This is a genomic window from Photobacterium sp. Hal280 (assembly GCF_037162255.1).
In the GTDB taxonomy this organism is placed as follows: Bacteria; Pseudomonadota; Gammaproteobacteria; order Enterobacterales; family Vibrionaceae; genus Photobacterium.
The window spans coordinates 92,576-109,680 of the sequence record NZ_JARLUO010000003.1; the positions used below are offsets into that span (position 1 = coordinate 92,576).

At 54.2% G+C, this 17,105-nt stretch carries 10 protein-coding genes, 11 tRNA genes and 2 pseudogenes; 5 read left to right on the plus strand and 18 right to left on the minus strand.

Annotation, left to right across the window (positions count from 1 at the left end; all coding sequences use genetic code 11):
- Positions 1 to 11: 11 nt before the first annotated feature.
- From hfq to P4S53_RS07940, 6 genes and pseudogenes are all read right to left on the minus strand, one after another.
- On the minus strand, positions 12 to 278 hold the full coding sequence (gene hfq / locus P4S53_RS07915; protein ID WP_027254057.1) for an RNA chaperone Hfq: 267 nt from the start codon (positions 276 to 278) through the stop codon (positions 12 to 14).
- A gap of 84 nt (positions 279 to 362) precedes the next feature.
- Positions 363 to 1,297 (minus strand): annotated as a pseudogene (gene miaA, locus P4S53_RS07920) (tRNA (adenosine(37)-N6)-dimethylallyltransferase MiaA).
- On the minus strand, positions 1,290 to 3,380 hold the full coding sequence (gene mutL, locus P4S53_RS07925; protein WP_337112256.1) for a DNA mismatch repair endonuclease MutL: 2,091 nt from the start codon (positions 3,378 to 3,380) through the stop codon (positions 1,290 to 1,292). The pseudogene miaA and the gene mutL overlap by 8 nt, the downstream one beginning before the upstream one ends.
- 14 nt (positions 3,381 to 3,394) lie before the next feature.
- Complete coding sequence (locus P4S53_RS07930) at positions 3,395 to 5,107, minus strand: N-acetylmuramoyl-L-alanine amidase (protein ID WP_442958647.1); 1,713 nt, start codon at positions 5,105 to 5,107, stop codon at positions 3,395 to 3,397.
- A 4-nt stretch (positions 5,108 to 5,111) separates the two neighbouring features.
- Positions 5,112 to 5,576, minus strand: coding sequence for a tRNA (adenosine(37)-N6)-threonylcarbamoyltransferase complex ATPase subunit type 1 TsaE (gene tsaE / locus P4S53_RS07935; RefSeq protein ID WP_337112258.1), 465 nt, complete (start codon positions 5,574 to 5,576; stop codon positions 5,112 to 5,114).
- Positions 5,577 to 5,590: 14 nt separating this feature from the next.
- Positions 5,591 to 7,093 (minus strand): annotated as a pseudogene (locus P4S53_RS07940) (NAD(P)H-hydrate dehydratase).
- Positions 7,094 to 7,288: 195 nt separating this feature from the next.
- Here P4S53_RS07940 and queG point away from each other — a divergent pair.
- Positions 7,289 to 8,419, plus strand: a complete 1,131-nt coding sequence (gene queG / locus P4S53_RS07945; RefSeq protein WP_337112259.1) for a tRNA epoxyqueuosine(34) reductase QueG — start codon at positions 7,289 to 7,291, stop codon at positions 8,417 to 8,419.
- A gap of 785 nt (positions 8,420 to 9,204) precedes the next feature.
- On the opposite strand, the gene P4S53_RS07950 is transcribed toward queG, so the two are convergent.
- The 12 genes from P4S53_RS07950 to orn form a co-directional block, all read right to left on the minus strand.
- Positions 9,205 to 9,295: transfer RNA gene (locus P4S53_RS07950), tRNA-Gly, on the minus strand.
- A gap of 52 nt (positions 9,296 to 9,347) precedes the next feature.
- Positions 9,348 to 9,423, minus strand: a tRNA-Gly gene (locus P4S53_RS07955).
- Positions 9,424 to 9,476: 53 nt separating this feature from the next.
- Positions 9,477 to 9,552 (minus strand) — tRNA-Gly (locus P4S53_RS07960).
- A gap of 53 nt (positions 9,553 to 9,605) precedes the next feature.
- Positions 9,606 to 9,681: transfer RNA gene (locus P4S53_RS07965), tRNA-Gly, on the minus strand.
- A 22-nt stretch (positions 9,682 to 9,703) separates the two neighbouring features.
- Positions 9,704 to 9,780, minus strand: a tRNA-Met gene (locus P4S53_RS07970).
- Between the two features lie 58 nt (positions 9,781 to 9,838).
- Positions 9,839 to 9,914: transfer RNA gene (locus P4S53_RS07975), tRNA-Gly, on the minus strand.
- 39 nt (positions 9,915 to 9,953) lie between these two features.
- Positions 9,954 to 10,030, minus strand: a tRNA-Met gene (locus P4S53_RS07980).
- Between the two features lie 58 nt (positions 10,031 to 10,088).
- Positions 10,089 to 10,164: transfer RNA gene (locus tag P4S53_RS07985), tRNA-Gly, on the minus strand.
- Positions 10,165 to 10,204: 40 nt separating this feature from the next.
- Positions 10,205 to 10,281 (minus strand) — tRNA-Met (locus P4S53_RS07990).
- A 58-nt stretch (positions 10,282 to 10,339) separates the two neighbouring features.
- Positions 10,340 to 10,415, minus strand: a tRNA-Gly gene (locus tag P4S53_RS07995).
- Positions 10,416 to 10,456: 41 nt separating this feature from the next.
- Positions 10,457 to 10,533, minus strand: a tRNA-Met gene (locus P4S53_RS08000).
- Positions 10,534 to 10,663: 130 nt separating this feature from the next.
- Positions 10,664 to 11,209: an oligoribonuclease gene (gene orn / locus P4S53_RS08005; RefSeq protein WP_337112260.1), complete on the minus strand. Its 546-nt coding sequence runs from the start codon at positions 11,207 to 11,209 to the stop codon at positions 10,664 to 10,666.
- An 80-nt stretch (positions 11,210 to 11,289) separates the two neighbouring features.
- On the opposite strand from orn, the gene rsgA reads away from it, so the two are divergent.
- The 4 genes from rsgA (at position 11,290) to P4S53_RS08025 (ending at position 17,008) form a co-directional block, all read left to right on the plus strand.
- The gene (rsgA, locus tag P4S53_RS08010) at positions 11,290 to 12,342 is read left to right on the plus strand and encodes a small ribosomal subunit biogenesis GTPase RsgA (RefSeq protein ID WP_337112261.1); all 1,053 of its coding nucleotides are present in this window, start codon (positions 11,290 to 11,292) and stop codon (positions 12,340 to 12,342) included.
- Positions 12,343 to 12,494: 152 nt separating this feature from the next.
- Positions 12,495 to 13,397, plus strand: coding sequence for an archaetidylserine decarboxylase (asd, locus tag P4S53_RS08015; protein WP_337112262.1), 903 nt, complete (start codon positions 12,495 to 12,497; stop codon positions 13,395 to 13,397).
- 131 nt (positions 13,398 to 13,528) lie between these two features.
- Positions 13,529 to 14,950, plus strand: a complete 1,422-nt coding sequence (locus tag P4S53_RS08020) for an SLC13 family permease (protein WP_337112263.1) — start codon at positions 13,529 to 13,531, stop codon at positions 14,948 to 14,950.
- Positions 14,951 to 15,124: 174 nt separating this feature from the next.
- Positions 15,125 to 17,008: a methyl-accepting chemotaxis protein gene (locus tag P4S53_RS08025; protein ID WP_337112264.1), complete on the plus strand. Its 1,884-nt coding sequence runs from the start codon at positions 15,125 to 15,127 to the stop codon at positions 17,006 to 17,008.
- The last annotated feature ends 97 nt before the right edge of the window (positions 17,009 to 17,105 follow it).

Below are 17,105 nucleotides of genomic sequence, written 5' to 3' on the forward strand. Positions count from 1 at the left end.
ATCGAAGAATGTTATTCTTCTGTTTTTTCCTGGCCACGTTCTGTTGTCGGACGATCACCTGAGTGGTGATGATTGACCGGGCGAGCCGGCACGACAGTAGAAATAGCGTGCTTGTACACCATTTGGTTGACCGTATTTTTCAGCAGGATCACGAACTGGTCAAATGACTCAATCTGTCCCTGGAGCTTAATACCATTGACCAAGTAAATAGAAACCGGGATTCTTTCACGACGCAGCGCATTCAAAAACGGGTCTTGTAGAGATTGCCCCTTAGCCATTCTTTCTTTTCCTTATTTGTTTGTAGTTGTATGTTTCAATGAACAAAAAACAATACGCAAAGCAGAGATGAGTATACACGTTAATCAAACCTCACGGCTAACGGAGTTTGTGACTGTTTGTAACGCTTTCTCTACATCACTGCTATCCAACCAAGTCAGCGCTTTCCAGCTGCGAAGCCAGGTAATCTGCCGCTTGGCTAACTGACGGGTTGCACAGATTCCGCGAAAAACTGCGTCATCCAAGGTGCAATTACCGTCAAAGTAATCCCACATCTGTCGGTATCCAACACAGCGCACTGACGGGAGATCCGGATGCAGATCCCCCGCTCATACAAGGCTCGAACTTCCTGTTCAAAGCCTGCTTTGATCATTTTGTCAAAGCGCTGTTCGATCCTCTGATGAAGAATAGCCCTATCCATGGGTGTTATCGCAAATTGGTGTACCTGGTAAGGTAATGTTTCCCCCTGCGTTTGGGTCAACTCAGTTAAAGTTTTACCTGAAATTCGAAAAACTTCCAATGCCCGCGACAATCGTTGTGGATCATTTGGATGGATCCGTGTCGCAGAGACGGGATCAATTCGTTGCAATTCTTGATGTAAAGCCAGCCACCCCTGCTCCTGGGCTTGTTGCTCAATCTCAGCACGAATGGCCGGATCAGCCTGCGGTAGTGGCGAAAGCCCCTCCAGCAATGCCTTAAAGTAGAGCATCGTGCCGCCAACCAATAATGGAATGCGACCAGCTGCGACGATATCTGCCATTTCTTTCAGGGCATCTGCACGAAAATCGGCGGCTGAATAACTTTGTGACGGATCACGAATATCGATCAGCCGATGCGGCGCCTGGGCCAGCTCAGCGGCATCCGGTTTCGCGGTACCGATATCCATATCACGGTAAATCAGTGCCGAGTCCACACTGATTAATTCAACAGGCAGCTGCTGACGCAAACGGATTGCCAGATCGGTTTTACCCGACGCGGTCGGCCCCATCAGAAAAATGGCCTGTGGAAGAGATTTAGTCATGATTAAACGCTTCTAATGCCGGCTGCAAATCGACCGGACGCAGCAACCGGGAATAATAAGATTCCAGGGTTGTTCCCCAGAGTTGTTCGAGTTCACCCAGCAACGTGATGGCCTGAGACAGGCTGAAGCGTTCACTGTGCGCCGACAGCTCGGCGGCGAGCCAGTCCAGTAAAGCGTCCCAGTAATCTGCGTCATTCAGGTGTTCCCCGGCCTCAGACAACGCGCTGAGTTGCGCCAAAAGCGCCGGGATCAGCACCTGCAGGTTCTGCTGGCGAAGTGGCAGGCTTACTGTCAGGATCACCAGTTTATCCTGCCCTTTTGCCCGGATCTGAACACCCAGTTTCTGCAATACCGCGCTGTGCTGCCCGGCACTTTGGTTCAATCGCTGAGTGGTGGGGATCACGAGCGGGATCAGTAATGGCTGAGGTTTCAGGCCGTCATGACGGGCAAATTGCAGTTGCCCTTTAATACGCAGCTGATCGGCCTCTGTGAGCGATAATAAAGCGACATCAGCACCATGACTGACCAGCAGATAACGCTCAGCAATCACAGTCAGCGCTTTGCCCAGCCCGTGCTCCGGCTGGCTGTTGAGTACCGGATCGCGTTTGACCGGTTCCGGCGTGTCACGCCAGGCGTTGTCTGGGGGCGTCTTCTGCGGCTGACGTGACCTTTGCTCAGATTCTGACGAGGCGACCTGCGTCTGCATCAATACCTGATAGGCCGCAACTTCCGCTTTGGAAGGCGTTTCTGCGCCAGACTGACGAGGCGAGTGGCTCCGGGCACTGGCAGCAGAACGGGATGACGCTGAGGCCCTCTCCTGCTCTGGACGACCGTCCGGGCGCTCTGAGGTGACAGACATATCGCTCTGTCGCCATTCTTTTGCCGGCGCTTGTCGCGGATAGGCCGGATTGTTGGCAATGGCATCCAGGGTTCTGGAGGAAGGGACGCGCGCGCTGTCGGCGTCTGGTACCGAGTCCGGCTGTCTGCTGAGTGGCGCCGGCTCTTTGATCTGGTAAGCATTCTGCTGGGCGGCATCGCCGCGGGCCGATGCTCGCTCCGGTGCCGAGTACAGGCTGGTTTCAGCGCCACTCTGCTGCAATGCACTTTGCACACCCTGATAGATAAAATCATGCACCAGACGGGCATGATGAAAGCGGACTTCATGCTTGGCCGGGTGAACGTTCACATCCACCTGGTGCGGGTCGACTTCAATAAACAGCACGTAAGCCGCGTACTGCTCTGCGGCCAGGGCGCCTTCAAAGGCCTGACGGATCGCATGATTGATCAGCTTATCCTTCATCATCCGGCCATTGACATAGCAGTACTGAATATCGTTCTGTGCCCGCGCCCCTTGCGGGGTGCAGATCCAGCCTGACAGGCTCAGATCGCCGTGACCCAACTCCAGTGACAGCGCATGTTGCAAAAATCCCTGCCCGCACACGGCGGCCAGCCGGCGCTCTTTTTGCGCCTGTGTCTCTGCCGCACGGTACTGGCGGATCAGTTTGCCGTTGTGACGCAGCAGTATACTGGCGTCGAACCGGCTCAGTGCGATGCGTTTGAGCAGTTCATCAATATGGGCAAATTCGGTTTTTTCGGTCCGGAGAAATTTACGGCGCGCCGGAGTATTGAAAAACAGATCCAGCACTTCCACGGTGGTCCCGACCGGGTGGGCGGCCGGTTTAAGCTGCACCGTCATGTCACGCCCTTCGGCATAAGCCGACCAGGCTTCCGGCTGCGCGTCGGTACGGGAGGTCAGTGTCAGGCGGGAGACCGAACTGATACTCGCCAGTGCCTCGCCTCTGAAGCCAAGGCTGGCGATCGCTTCCAGATCATCCAGGGTGGTAATTTTTGACGTGGCGTGACGGCTGAGCGCGAGTTGCAGCTCTTCTTTCACGATCCCTACTCCGTTATCACGGATGCGAATGGTGCGGCTGCCGCCTTTATCAATGTCGATTTCAATACGGGTTGCGCCAGCATCCAGACTGTTTTCTACCAGCTCTTTCACCACAGAAGCAGGGCGTTCCACGACTTCACCAGCGGCAATCTGGTTCGCCAGCCTGGCAGGTAATATCTGAATGGGCATAATCAGGTCTGCAATTAAGTGCTTGGAATTTTAAGTTTCTGGCCCACCGCCAGTGTATCTGAGCTTAGCTGATTCGCTTGCCGGATACTACTGACGCTGACCCCATAATGGGCAGCAATTTTACCGAGGAACTCACCGCGGCGTACCGTATGCTCCACCAGCTTGCGCTGAACCGAAATTTTCAGCTTCTGACCGACAGCCAGTTCATCGGAGCGCAAAGCGTTCGTCTGACGAATGCTGTCGACCGTTACTTTATACTGGCTGGCGATCTTACCCAAAAACTCACCCCGCTGCACGGTATGCACCACAGTGCTTTTCGTGATGCTGGCCACGGCGGCACTGCTGTTGGAGGTGCCCCTGCTGTGGCTGACCGTTTTACCGGCGGGAATGCGCAGTATCTGGCCCACTTTCACCACATTGGATGACAGCTGGTTCATCTGACGGATGGCCTGGACAGACGAGCTGTATTTATCGGCGATCACACTCAATGACTCGCCACTGGCGACTTTGTGCTTAATACCGTGCTTGCGGGCGGCAAATAAGGTCCCTTCCGGTGGTTTATCATTGAAATAAGCCAGCACTCCCTTATACACCGCCTCTGAGAGTTTGTTCTGGTGGCTGGTGCTGTTGAGCAAGCGCTCTTCGCGCGGATTGGTAATAAATCCGGTTTCTACCAGCAGGGAAGGAATATCCGGCGATTTCAGCACCGCCAGACTGGCATGCTCGGGTTTTGACTTATGCAGCTTAGTTACTTTGGCCATTTCGTTCAGGACCCGGCTGGCAACGTCATACCCTTCTTTTTGCGAATGGCTGAACTGCAAATCCAACACCGCCATACTCAGGTACTGATCATCCTGGCCGCCGGACAGCACGTCGCCGCCGCCCAGCAATTCAGACTGCTTCTCGTGCTGTTCGAGCCAGCGACCGATTTCGGTATTGGCGCGGCGGGTATTCAATACCCAAACAGAGGCCCCTTGCGGCTGCGGTTTATGAAAGCCGTCCGCATGGATGGAAACCAGTAAATGCGCTTTGTTCTTGCGGGCGATTTCGGAGCGCTTGTTGAGATTGACGAAGTAATCCCCGCGGCGGGTCATGACCGCTTTCATGCCGGGTGTGGCGTTAATGCGATCAGCCACCTTGCGGGCAATAGTCAAAGTGACATTTTTTTCATATTTCCGGCTCGGTCCGATAGAGCCGGGATCTTCGCCACCATGGCCGGCATCAATGGCCACGATAATATCATCATTACCGTAAGGCAGATGAATGCTGTCGACCGCTTTTGCCTTGCTGCCCGTGTCCGCCGATTTAACGGTTTCGGTTTTAGCCGCATGCGGCAGATCCAGCACCAGGCGGTGACTGTAATGACCATCCGGAGTCGGTGGCAGTTTAAAAATTTTGGGGGACGTGGTGGCGCGGGTTTCAAACACCAACCGGGCTGTCCCGGTTTCCGGCGGGCTGCTGCTGCGAATTTTCGTCAATACATCGCTGTCTTTGACCACAACCGGTAACGAGGATTTCAACGACGTCGCCTTCAGATCGATCACCAGACGATCAGGTTTCGTCAGCGTAAAATAGGTAAAAGTCGGCTCTTCCTCCATGTCCAGCACGACCCGGGTTTCATCCGGGGCTGGCCAGACACGAATCCCTTCTACTTCATTGGCCAGAGCTGAGCCGCTCGCTATCCCGGCAAGAAATACCGTCAAAGAAAAACTTCTGCGCCACCCCATTGAATCAACTCTGCTCCAGTTTCTTTAACACTGCCATCCCGTAGCCGTTGTTCGCCGTCACTTCAACCTGACGGTGCTGATCTACGTAGCGAAGTTCAATATCCAGATCCGGCGCCGGCAATAATCCGGTGCCTTTTTCCGGCCATTCGACCAGACAGATAGCATCCGAGGTGAAATAGTCACGGATACCCATAAATTCCAGCTCTTCCGGATCGGCCAGACGGTAAAGATCAAAATGATAAACCTGCCAGGGCGGCAGTTCATAAGGTTCCACCAGGGTATAGGTCGGACTTTTTACATTACCCTGATGACCCAGCGCACGGATAAAGCCCCGACAAAAGGTCGTTTTCCCTGCACCTAAATCACCGTGAAGGTAAATCGTCGTCTGCCGCTCACAGGCCTGAGCCAGTTGTTGACCAAAGGCCACCGTTGCCGCTTCATCGGCCAACACAATATTCAATGTCTGCATTGTTGTCGTTATCTTTATCTTAGATTTATCAATTGTCGAATATACGCAAAGAGATCACCGGCCAGCAAGCCGCGCTCCCCTGACGCTGCAGCCAGATCAGCCGCCCGGCTGTGAATCCACACCCGTCCGGCCCGCTTGCGATAGCGTCAGCCCCTGTGCCAGCAGTCCACCAATCAGTCCTGCCAGCACATCCCCCATTCCACCCGTCGCCATGCCGGGATTTCCGGCCAGACAGACATAATGCTGCCGGCCATCATACACCACAGTGCCGGCTCCTTTCAGTACTACAACCCCGCCATAACGTCGCTGGATCTGTTCTGCGGCGGCAAAACGATCAGCTTCGACCTCTGTAACGGTCAGGTTGAGTAATCGGGCAGCCTCACCCGGGTGAGGCGTCAAAATGCGGTTCTCTTTATAGTCTGGTGTCTGAGCCAATAAGTTCAATCCATCTGCATCCAGTACCAGTGACTGATCCTGTCGCACCACACTGTGGCTGGCATAGAGCGCTTTTCCCCATGCGCGCTGACCCAGACCCGGGCCTAATACGACAACATCAGCCCAGCCAATTCGGCCGCTGAGCTGTTGATTATCCTGGTCAAGGCCCATTTGCCAGCCCTGAGCCATTATTTCAGGACGCGCGGCTACAATTGCCAGCACATTGTCAGTATGTGTGACGGCCGCCGTCAGGCCTGCGCCAGCTCTGGCACAGGCTTCAGAGGCCAGACGAATCGCACCGCCCATGCCCTGATCGCCGCCCAGGCATAGCACCCGGCCGTAACTGCCCTTATGGGCTGTCCGCGAGCGCGGCGGCAGCATGGCGGCAACGTCCTCTTGCTGAATCAAGCTGATACTGGATGGTTGCAGTTGTTCGAATACCTTGGCAACCCCCAGCCCGGCAAAGATTAACTCCCCCGGTACAAGGCGGCCTGCCCGGTCAACAATCCTCTTTTCATGCCAATAAAGGTGACTGTCTGCCAGGCTTTTACCGTCTCACCCAAAATCCGGCCGGTATCGGCACACAAGCCCGACGGTATATCCACAGAAAGAACAGGCTTCGCGGCAGCGTTGAGCGTTGTTATCAGTGCGGCAGCATGATCACGCACGGCACCGGACAGCCCGGTCCCCAAGATAGCATCGATAATCACATCAACCGCTGCATCAATCTGTGGCTTTGGGGTGTCTATCTTGCCACCGCAGGCCAGCCAGGCATCCCGGGCCAGCGCCGCATCGCCCTGTAAACGGGAAGCCTCCCCCAACTGCCACAAGGTGACTGTGAGTCCGTATTCGCGTGCCAGACGGGCAACCACATAACCGTCACCGCCATTGTTACCGCCGCCACAACACACCAGCACATGCCGGGCCGCAGGATGGTACTGCTGAAGGCAGTCAAATAGCGCTGACCCTGCGTTTTCCATTAACTGATACATCGGCCAGCCCAGCTGTTGCGCCGCCTGTTTCTCACCCAGCCTGACCTGCTCAGCCCGATAAGCGGAACTGGGTAACGAAGTCTCTGTCATGTCGGCACGATTTCCTTAGCGCTGCGTCTGCTTATCAAAGCACACCATACTGGGCATATACTTTAAAATAGTGCCGAAAAGCGTTTCCGGGCACAACAATCTGTGCCGTATTTTTCGCCATCGCCAATTATTTTTCACCGTGCGAACTGTGCTACACTCCGGCCCCCAATTCATCCATCAGACGGCAGCCACATCATGCTCGACTATCAACAGCTCGCTCACGACATCAAACAATGGGGTAAAGACCTGGGTTTTCAGCATGTCGGTATCTGCGATGTTGATCTGTCAAAGCACGAGGCGCAGTTACAACGCTGGCTGGATGCCGGCTATCACGGCGAGATGGACTGGATGGCCCGTCATGGCATGATGCGTGCCCGTCCGGCAGAATTATTGCCCGGTACAATCAGAGTCATCAGCGTCAGGATGAACTACCTGCCACCGGAAGCCGGCTTTGCTCAAACCCTGAAACAGCCAGAGCAAGCCTATATCAGCCGTTATGCCCTCGGCCGCGATTACCATAAGCTGGTCCGTAACCGCCTCAAACAGCTGGGCCAGAAAATCGAACAGATTACCGGTGCTTTTGGCTACCGACCCTTTGTCGATTCTGCCCCCATCCTGGAGCGCCCGCTCGCGGAAAAAGCCGGATTAGGCTGGACGGGCAAGCATTCCCTCATCTTAAGTGAGGACGCAGGTTCCTGGTTCTTTCTCGGTGAGTTGCTGATTGATTTGCCTTTACCCACCGATGAGCCAGTCGATAATCAATGCGGCAAGTGTGTGGCCTGCATCACCAGTTGCCCGACTCAGGCCATCGTCGCTGAAGGGGTGGTCGATGCGCGTCGCTGTATTTCCTACCTGACCATTGAGCTGGATGGCCCTATTCCGGAAGAATTTCGCGAAGCCATGGGGAATCGGATTTACGGCTGCGATGATTGCCAACTGGTGTGCCCTTACAACCGGGAATCGGCAATTACCGATGAACCGGATTACCACTGCCGGCCGCAGCTCTATCAGCAAGATCTACTGACATTATTCCGCTGGGACGAAGCCACGTTTTTGAAGAACACCGAAGGCTCGCCCATTCGGCGCATCGGCCATCTCAAATGGCTACGCAATCTCAGTGTCGCCATTGGTAATGCGCCCTACACACCTGAACTGCTTAACGCTTTGATTGAACGGAAAGGGTTGGACAGTGTGCTGGATGAGCACCTTGACTGGTCAATCTGTCGTCAAATCGCCAGGCGGGATGAAGCCCGGGTCGATGTCGTGGCCAATAAAACCAAGCGACTGATCCGTATCGTCGAAAAAGGACTTCCCCGAGACGCCTGAAACCAGTCACCGCGCGTCCCCTCCGTTTGCGGGTGATTCACGGGCTACAAAACGCGATCCCGATCAGCCTTTTTTGTATGTGGAAAACAATTTCATTTGCACCATTTTGGTTATGAACACTGGTTATTAAGCACAAGCTGAAGCTGTTTGGTTTAAGAATGTTATTCACCATGATCATTATATGATCACTCTGTTCACAACTTTGAATTTGCCACAATTAAGCACATAAAAAACAATGAGTTAAACAATTAACGAAAGATTCATTTTCTGTTGATAATGGGGATATTTATTTAAATGCACAGAGTTATGCACAGATAGACAACACAACTAATCAACTGACTTATCCACAAACAAAACAATGTGGATAACTCTGTGCATTAGATGATGCAAATGCAGAATGTCGTTTGGATAACAGCAGACCCAAGCGTATGCACACTCATGTGCTCTGGGGCTGATTTGACGTGCAGACAAGATTGTAGTGTAGCCCATATTGGCTAAACAACATTGACTGTCATCATTGATGGTCGCCAATACTTCTCAGTATGGGAGTACAGAGCATCTTATTCTCAGACAAAAAAACAACCTTTCGGCTGTCTTCACTGATTTGGGATGATGTTGGTTTCAGCTCACTGATACTTATGTAAGCTTGAGGTGGTCTGGACAGTGTCCGATAGAACCTCGCGAGGCAAAGCTCTGACCTCTAAGACTATTACTTCACAGTAATGGTTTGTGATTCTACAGCTTTCAATGTATTAAGCTGTGATCTTCCTATCAAGTAGGAAATTTGGAGCGACACACGAAGTTCCTGATCTTCAAGGAACGAGGCGTGACCTCAACCTTGGCAAGGTTGCGCTCTACCTACTGAGCAAGTGTCGCATCGCTTTCACCGTTGGGTACGGTGACAACCCGCTTTTTCAAGCAAAGAATTTGGAGCGACACACGAGGTTCGAACTCGTGACCTCAACCTTGGCAAGGTTGCGCTCTACCAACTGAGCTAGTGTCGCATCACGTTTCACCGTTGAGTACGGTGACAACCCGCTTTTTCAAGCAAAGAATTTGGAGCGACACACGAGGTTCGAACTCGTGACCTCAACCTTGGCAAGGTTGCGCTCTACCAACTGAGCTAGTGTCGCATCACGTTTCATCGTTGAGTACGGTGACAACTCGCTTTTTCAAGCAAAGAATTTGGAGCGACACACGAGGTTCGAACTCGTGACCTCAACCTTGGCAAGGTTGCGCTCTACCAACTGAGCTAGTGTCGCATATTTTCTTAAAAAAGAAAATTGGTTGCGGGGGCCGGATTTGAACCGACGACCTTCGGGTTATGAGCCCGACGAGCTACCAAGCTGCTCCACCCCGCGTCCGTATTGTTTCACCGTTTGGTACGATGACAACCGCTTTTCTTCAAGCAAAGAAAGCTGGAGCGACACACGAGGTTCGAACTCGTGACCTCAACCTTGGCAAGGTTGCGCTCTACCAACTGAGCTAGTGTCGCATTTCGATAACCTGATACTGAATCAAGCCATCTTTAATTTGGTTGCGGGGGCTGGATTTGAACCAACGACCTTCGGGTTATGAGCCCGACGAGCTACCAAGCTGCTCCACCCCGCGTCCGTATTGTTTCACCGTCAGGTACGATGACAACCGCTTTTCTTCAAGCAAAGAAAGCTGGAGCGACACACGAGGTTCGAACTCGTGACCTCAACCTTGGCAAGGTTGCGCTCTACCAACTGAGCTAGTGTCGCATTTCGATAACCTGATACTGAATCAAGCCATCTTTAATTTTGGTTGCGGGGGCTGGATTTGAACCAACGACCTTCGGGTTATGAGCCCGACGAGCTACCAAGCTGCTCCACCCCGCGTCCGTATTGTTTCACCGTCAGGTACGATGACAACCGCTTTTCTTCAAGCAAAGAAAGCTGGAGCGACACACGAGGTTCGAACTCGTGACCTCAACCTTGGCAAGGTTGCGCTCTACCAACTGAGCTAGTGTCGCATTTCGATAACCTGGTATTCACCAAATCACCTTTAAATTTTTGGTTGCGGGGGCTGGATTTGAACCAACGACCTTCGGGTTATGAGCCCGACGAGCTACCAAGCTGCTCCACCCCGCGTCCGAAAACACTGAAAAGCAAACTGAAACATTATTGCCTTTCGAGGCTGCGCATTATACGAGGAAAACAGGCGGATGCAATAGTTCTGAGTAAAAATCTCCGCCGGCCCGTTCAACCGTTCATTAAAGCATCAAATTTTAAAGATCTGCTCACGATAGAAACGCAGTTCAGCAATGGATTCGCGAATATCATCCAGCGCCAGGTGGCTGCCCTGCTTATGGAAGTCGTTCAGCAGCTCAGGCTTCCAGCGACGGGTCAGCTCTTTCAGTGTGCTGACATCCAGATACCTGTAATGAAAGTATTGTTCTAATTCCGGCATGTGCCTATAAAGGAAACGACGATCCTGGCCTATGCTGTTGCCACAAATAGGCGATGCGCCCTTGGGCACCCATTGTTCGAGAAATGCGATGGTCTGACGTACCGCTTCCTGTTCATTAACCTGACTTTGCTGCACCCGGGTGACCAGGCCACTGTGAGTGTGTGTATTGGTACACCAGTCATCCATCTTGTCCAGTTCGGCTTGGGGTTGATGAATTGCCAGTACCGGTCCCTCGGCCAGAATATTGAGCTGGGCATCGGTCACTATGGTCGCAATTTCAATGATTTTGTGTGTATCGGGATCCAGACCTGTCATTTCCAGATCGATCCAAATCAGGTTCTGATCGCTGATTGTCATTGGAATTTGCCTATTTGATGACTAAAGCATGTATCATACTTAGCCTGAAGTGAAAGCCAACCAAACAGAACGATATTCTTGTGGCAAAAAAGAAAAAGTTAACTAAAGGTCAGAGCCGACGTGTCCGCTCTAACCAAAATAAGCGCCTGACTCAGGGCATGGAAGATATCCAATGGGATGAAGCCCTGCTGGAGAATGCCCGTGAAGGCCTGGTGATCACCCGGTTCGGCCAGCATGCCGATATTGAAGATCCGGAAACAGGGACCATCCACCGCTGTAACCTGCGTCGCAGTATTCAGAGTCTGGTATCCGGAGATCGCGTTGTCTGGCGGCCCGGTGTTGAAGCCCTGCAGGGCATCGCCGGTGTGGTCGAAGCGGTCCATGAACGGACGTCGGTGCTGACCCGCCCGGATTACTACGATGGGGTGAAGCCGGTGGCGGCAAATGTTAACCGCATCATCATCGTCTCTTCCGTGCTGCCTGAGCTGTCGCTGAACATTATCGACCGCTATCTGGTGGCGGCCGAGACCGTTGAAATCGAGCCGCTCATTGTGCTGAACAAAGTCGATTTACTCGATGACAAAACCCGTCAGCAGGTCGAGCGTACCTTGTCGCTGTATCAGAAGATCGGCTATGAAGTGCGTTACGTCAGCACCATGACCGGGGAAGGGTTAGCGGCACTGAAAGCGGATCTGAAAGATCACGTCAACATCTTTGCCGGTCAATCCGGGGTGGGGAAATCCAGCCTGGTCAATGCCCTGATGCCGGAAGTGGATGCCGAGATCGGCGATGTGTCAGAGAACTCGGGACTGGGCCAGCACACCACCACAGCAGCACGTCTGTACCACTTTGCTGAAGGTGGGGATCTGATCGATTCACCCGGGGTTCGGGAGTTCGGACTGTGGCACCTGGAACCGGAGCAAGTGACGAACGCATTTGTCGAGTTCCGGCGTTACCTGGGCGGCTGTAAATTCCGCGACTGTAAACACAAGGACGATCCGGGCTGCCTGCTGCGCGAAGCTTTAGCAGACGGAAACATCAGCCAGGAACGCTTTGACAGCTACCATAAAATCATTGAAAGCATGTCGGAAAACGTGGCGAACCGTCAGTTTTCCCGAAATAAGCAAAATTAAGCGGCCCTGCGTCATCAACTGCGAGCTGGCTCCCTCTTCGCGTGCGCTTACCTGACTTCATATCTGAAATCAGGTAAAATCCGCGACCCGGGTCAGCGCTACTGATGGCGAAGAACCAAATTATTGATTTATAGAACAATCGGAATCTTATTGTGAGCGATAATCTGAAAATTGGCCTGCAATACTGCGCGCCCAAACATGCCCTGACCCGTCTGGCCGGCAAACTTGCCGACCTGAAAGGTGGCTTTGTCACCACGGCAGTGATCCGTTGGTTTATCAACCGCTATAAAGTGGATATGGCAGAAGCCCGTCACGAAGATCCAGCATCTTACGCCACTTTCAACGATTTCTTCGTGCGCGAGCTCAAAGACGATGCCCGTCCGCTGAACGACGACGCAGAGGTCTTCTGTCACCCGGCCGATGCCTGTGTCAGCCAGCTGGGCCCGATTGAAAAAGGTCAGCTGATTCAGGCCAAGGGCCATTACTACGACGCCGTTGAACTGCTGGGCGGCGATCAGGCACTGGCAGAAGAATTTGCGGACGGGAGTTTCGCCACTCTGTATCTGTCTCCGCGAGATTATCACCGCGTCCACATGCCATGTGACGGCACCCTGCGTCAGATGATCTATGTGCCCGGCGATCTGTTCTCGGTCAACCCGCTGACCGCTGAAAATGTACCCAACCTGTTTGCCCGTAATGAGCGCGTGGTCTGTATCTTTGATACGGAATTCGGCCCGGTTGCTCAGGTCCTGGTGGGAGCCACCATCGTTGGCAGTATCGAAACCGTATGGGCTGGCACGATTGCACCGCCACGCGGCCCTGTGGTCCGTCGCTGGGATTACCCGGCCGACGGCGAGCAGGCCGTCACCCTGAAGAAAGGCCAGGAAATGGGCCGTTTCAAACTGGGATCCACCGTCATCAACCTGTTCCCGAAAGAGATGGTGACCTTTGCCGACAATCTGGCGCCCAATGTGGCGACCCGCATGGGTGAAGCCTATGCCCGTCTGACTGCATCGTCAGTGACTGAGCCGGTGGCAGACCACAGCGACGCTTAACCGCTCATGCTGACTGACAACAAAGGGACGGATTCGTCCCTTTGTTGATGCGATAATTTGATCTCACCCGTCATATGCATCTTATTGAGAGTGCTATGCTGTCCGTGCCTTTTTTATACAGAGCGCCGGACATGCGGGAAACATCCTTATCGCTACTGCTGAAATTACTGATTGCCTTCGGCCTGCCCTTTGCCCTGCTGCAGGTCCCGACGCCCTCGCTGCCGCTGGGTGAGCTGACGCTGGTGCAGCACAGGTTACTGGCCATTTTCGTGATGGCAGCATTGCTCTGGGTCTTAGAGCCGGTGCCTGTTTATGCGACGTCCCTGCTGATCATCGTACTGCAACTTGTCATGCTCTCCGATCAGAGCCTGCTGTTGTTTCGTCAGCCGGCAGACCCCACCCCGCTGGGCGATTTCATGGCCTATACCGATATTTTCCACGCCTTTGCTTCACCGATCATCATGCTGTTTCTCGGTGGCTTTGCCCTGGCGATTGCCGCCGCCAAGTACCGGCTGGACACCAATCTGGCGCGTGTGCTGTTAAAGCCCTTTGGCTCACAGCCACGCTATATCATGCTGGGGCTGATGCTGATCACGGCGGTCTTCTCCATGTTCATGTCCAATACCGCCACCACTGTCATGATGCTGGCGCTGCTGGTCCCGATCCTGGCAGCAGTGCCCAGAGAGGACAACAGCGTCAAAGCACTGGTGCTGGCGATACCGGTTGCCGCCAACACAGGCGGTATTGCCACCCCGATCGGCACGCCGCCCAATGCCATTGCATTACAGTACCTGAGCGGTGAGCACAGCATCAGTTTCCTGGGCTGGATGGCCTTCGGCCTGCCGTTTGTCCTTGTACAGCTGGCGCTGGCATGGTGGTTGCTGCAGCGGCTGTTTCCTGCCCGGCATCACACCCTGGCGTTGCACCTTGAAGGGCAGTTTCAGCGCTGCTGGCAGGCCTGGGTGGTCTACCTGACGTTCGGTCTCACCATAGTGCTCTGGCTGACCACGGCCTGGCACGGTATGAATGCCTATGTCGTCGCCCTGATCCCGCTGACAGTATTCGCGCTGACCGGCATCATCGGCAAAGAAGAGCTCAAACTTTTTAACTGGGATGTGCTGTGGCTGGTGGCTGGCGGAATCGCCATTGGCATGGCACTGGAACAGACCGGGCTGGCCGGACAGCTGGCCCATGCGATTGACTACGCCAGCCTGCCGTCACTGCTGATTCTGATCCTGCTCTCGGTATTGTGCTGGCTGATGGCCAATTTTATGTCGAATACGGCGACGGCCAACCTGCTGATGCCCATCGGAGCCGCGATTGCCACCTCGGTCCCTTCACTGGCCGGGTCGGGAGGATTGACGGCCATGCTGATCATGCTGGCCTTCTCTGCTTCATTAGGCATGGTGCTGCCCGTTTCAACCCCGCCCAATTCCCTGGCCTACTCCACCGGCCTGATTGACAGTCGCGACATGATGAAAGTGGGCGTGCTGGTCGGGCTCAGCGGCCTGTCGGTTCTGTATCTGGCAGCATTAATAGCTTTATCCGTGTAACTCAGTCCGGTGAAAGCATCATTTTGGCACCATGATCACATCCTAACAATGGACTGCGCAATTAGGCATCAAGCAAACATCAGATTCGCTGATAATTCCGAGTGACTCACTATTTACTTCTACCCATGCTTTTCACAGCAAAAGAAAGTCAGGGAACGAACTCGGGATTGCAGTATGAAATTCACGATAAAAATGAAAATCCAGGTGGCCATTGCAGCCATCATCGCCACCGTCAGTGCGATTCAGGCTGGCATTTCGGTCACTCAGCTTCGCACCGAAACGACCAATGAAGTCAATGCTCAAATGCGTGCCGCCGGCGGGGCCACCAGCGATTACATTGCCGACTGGCTGAGTACCCGCCGCGATATGGTCTTAGCCAACCTGCCGCTGATTGCAACCGATCACAACATTGACAGAGAGCTGCTGCTGACCAAGCGCGCCGGCAATTTTTTGTCTGTCTATGCCGGTTTCAGCGACGGCAGCATTGCCTACGGCGATAAAACGGAAGACTGGCCCGCTGACTATGATCCCCGCACCCGCCCCTGGTATCAGGACGCGAGCAAGTCCAGCCAGCTGATTCTGACTGAGCCCTATCAGGATTTTGATGGCAGCCTGGTGGTCAGCTTCGCCCGTTCATTCAGCGGCGAACGGCGCGGTGTACTGGCCGCAGACCTTACCGTCACCCACATTATCGACAAAATTCTCAGCCTGACGCTGGACAACGCTGGCAGCGCTTTTCTGATTGACGGCAACAATACGCTGGTCGCTTATCAGGATGCTTCACTGAGCCGTCAGCCCTTAACCCAATTAGATAATGATCTCTCCTCTGGCTTTATCCGCAAGGTGACCGGCAGCCAGCAGGTCGCAGAGTTCCATTTTGATCAGGACGGGAAAGACAAACTGCTCTTTGTCTCGCCGATTGCCGGTACCGACTGGTCTGTGGGTATCATTGAGGATAAAGATCTGGCGTATGCCGCCATAGGGAAAACCCTGTCCTTTACCCTGATTGCCTCTGTGCTCATGTATGTGATCATCGCTCTGCTGGCCGGCTGGATTATTAACAGCCTGCTGCGTCCGCTCAGTGAACTCAATCGCTCGGTGCATGCGCTGACCCAGGGCAACGGCGATCTGACCCAGCGCATTGCCATCCAGCGCATGGATGAAGTCGGCGAGCTGGCAGAGAATATGAACCTGTTCCTCAGCCAGCTGCAGCAGATGATCAAAGGCATCGTCTCCCGCTCACACACCCTGGGCGAGCAGGCCGAGCAATCATTTCACCAGGCCCGCCAGGCTTCAGAACGGGTGCACGGTCAGCAGAATGAAATCAACCAGATTGCCACCGCCATACACCAGATGTCAGCCACCGCTGCCGAAGTGGCGAGCCACGCCGAGCTGACCGCGTCTGCAGCTCAGTCTTCAACCAGTGCGTGCGATCAGGGCCAGACGGTGATCAGCCAAAACCGCGAAGCCATCATGTCGCTGGCCAATCAGGTCCAGGATGCCGCCACTGTGATCCAGACCCTGGAAGCGAATGCACAGAACATCAGCCACATTCTGGCGACCATTCAGGGCATTGCCGAGCAGACCAATTTGCTGGCGCTCAATGCCGCAATTGAAGCCGCCCGTGCCGGTGAACAGGGCCGCGGGTTTGCCGTGGTGGCCGATGAAGTCAGAGTGCTGAGTCAGCGCACCCACGACTCGACGGAAGAGATCCGGGCCATGATTGACACGCTGCAGGGCAATACCCGCCAGGCGGTCGACAGCATGGGTGCCAGCACAGAGCTGGCCGGGCAAAGTGTGGATTACGCCCAGGCCGCCAGTGACAGCCTGAGTCAGATCACCCGCTCCATCGCCGAGATTTCTGATATGGCCACCCAAATTGCCAGCGCGGCAGAGGAGCAGCGTGCGGTGAGTGAAGATATCAGTCGCAATACGCAGGCAATCCGAGATGTCTCGGATCATCTGGCCATCCAGACGCAGGACGTCAGTCAAAGCGCTCAGGGGATGAATCAGGCGGCCAAAGCGATGCGCGACGACGCCTCACGCTTTAAGATTTAACCCCGGCCATCCCCCGCACGGTCAGCCCGGACAGGCTGGCCGTGCCCGTTTTCTGCTGATCAATCCGTACCATTTTCCGCCGCTTTGCTGCATGATA

What these genes read in the sequence shown, in the direction of transcription:
- queG (WP_337112259.1), top strand. Translation starts at nt 7,289, where the DNA reads ATGCTCGACTATCAACAGCTCGCTCACGACATCAAACAATGGGGTAAA.
- P4S53_RS08020 (WP_337112263.1), top strand. Translation starts at nt 13,529, where the DNA reads ATGCGGGAAACATCCTTATCGCTACTGCTGAAATTACTGATTGCCTTC.
- tsaE (WP_337112258.1), bottom strand. Translation starts at nt 5,576, where the DNA reads ATGCAGACATTGAATATTGTGTTGGCCGATGAAGCGGCAACGGTGGCC.
- hfq (WP_027254057.1), bottom strand. Translation starts at nt 278, where the DNA reads ATGGCTAAGGGGCAATCTCTACAAGACCCGTTTTTGAATGCGCTGCGT.
- orn (WP_337112260.1), bottom strand. Translation starts at nt 11,209, where the DNA reads ATGACAATCAGCGATCAGAACCTGATTTGGATCGATCTGGAAATGACA.
- P4S53_RS07930 (WP_442958647.1), bottom strand. Translation starts at nt 5,107, where the DNA reads ATGGGGTGGCGCAGAAGTTTTTCTTTGACGGTATTTCTTGCCGGGATA.
- mutL (WP_337112256.1), bottom strand. Translation starts at nt 3,380, where the DNA reads ATGCCCATTCAGATATTACCTGCCAGGCTGGCGAACCAGATTGCCGCT.
- P4S53_RS08025 (WP_337112264.1), top strand. Translation starts at nt 15,125, where the DNA reads ATGAAATTCACGATAAAAATGAAAATCCAGGTGGCCATTGCAGCCATC.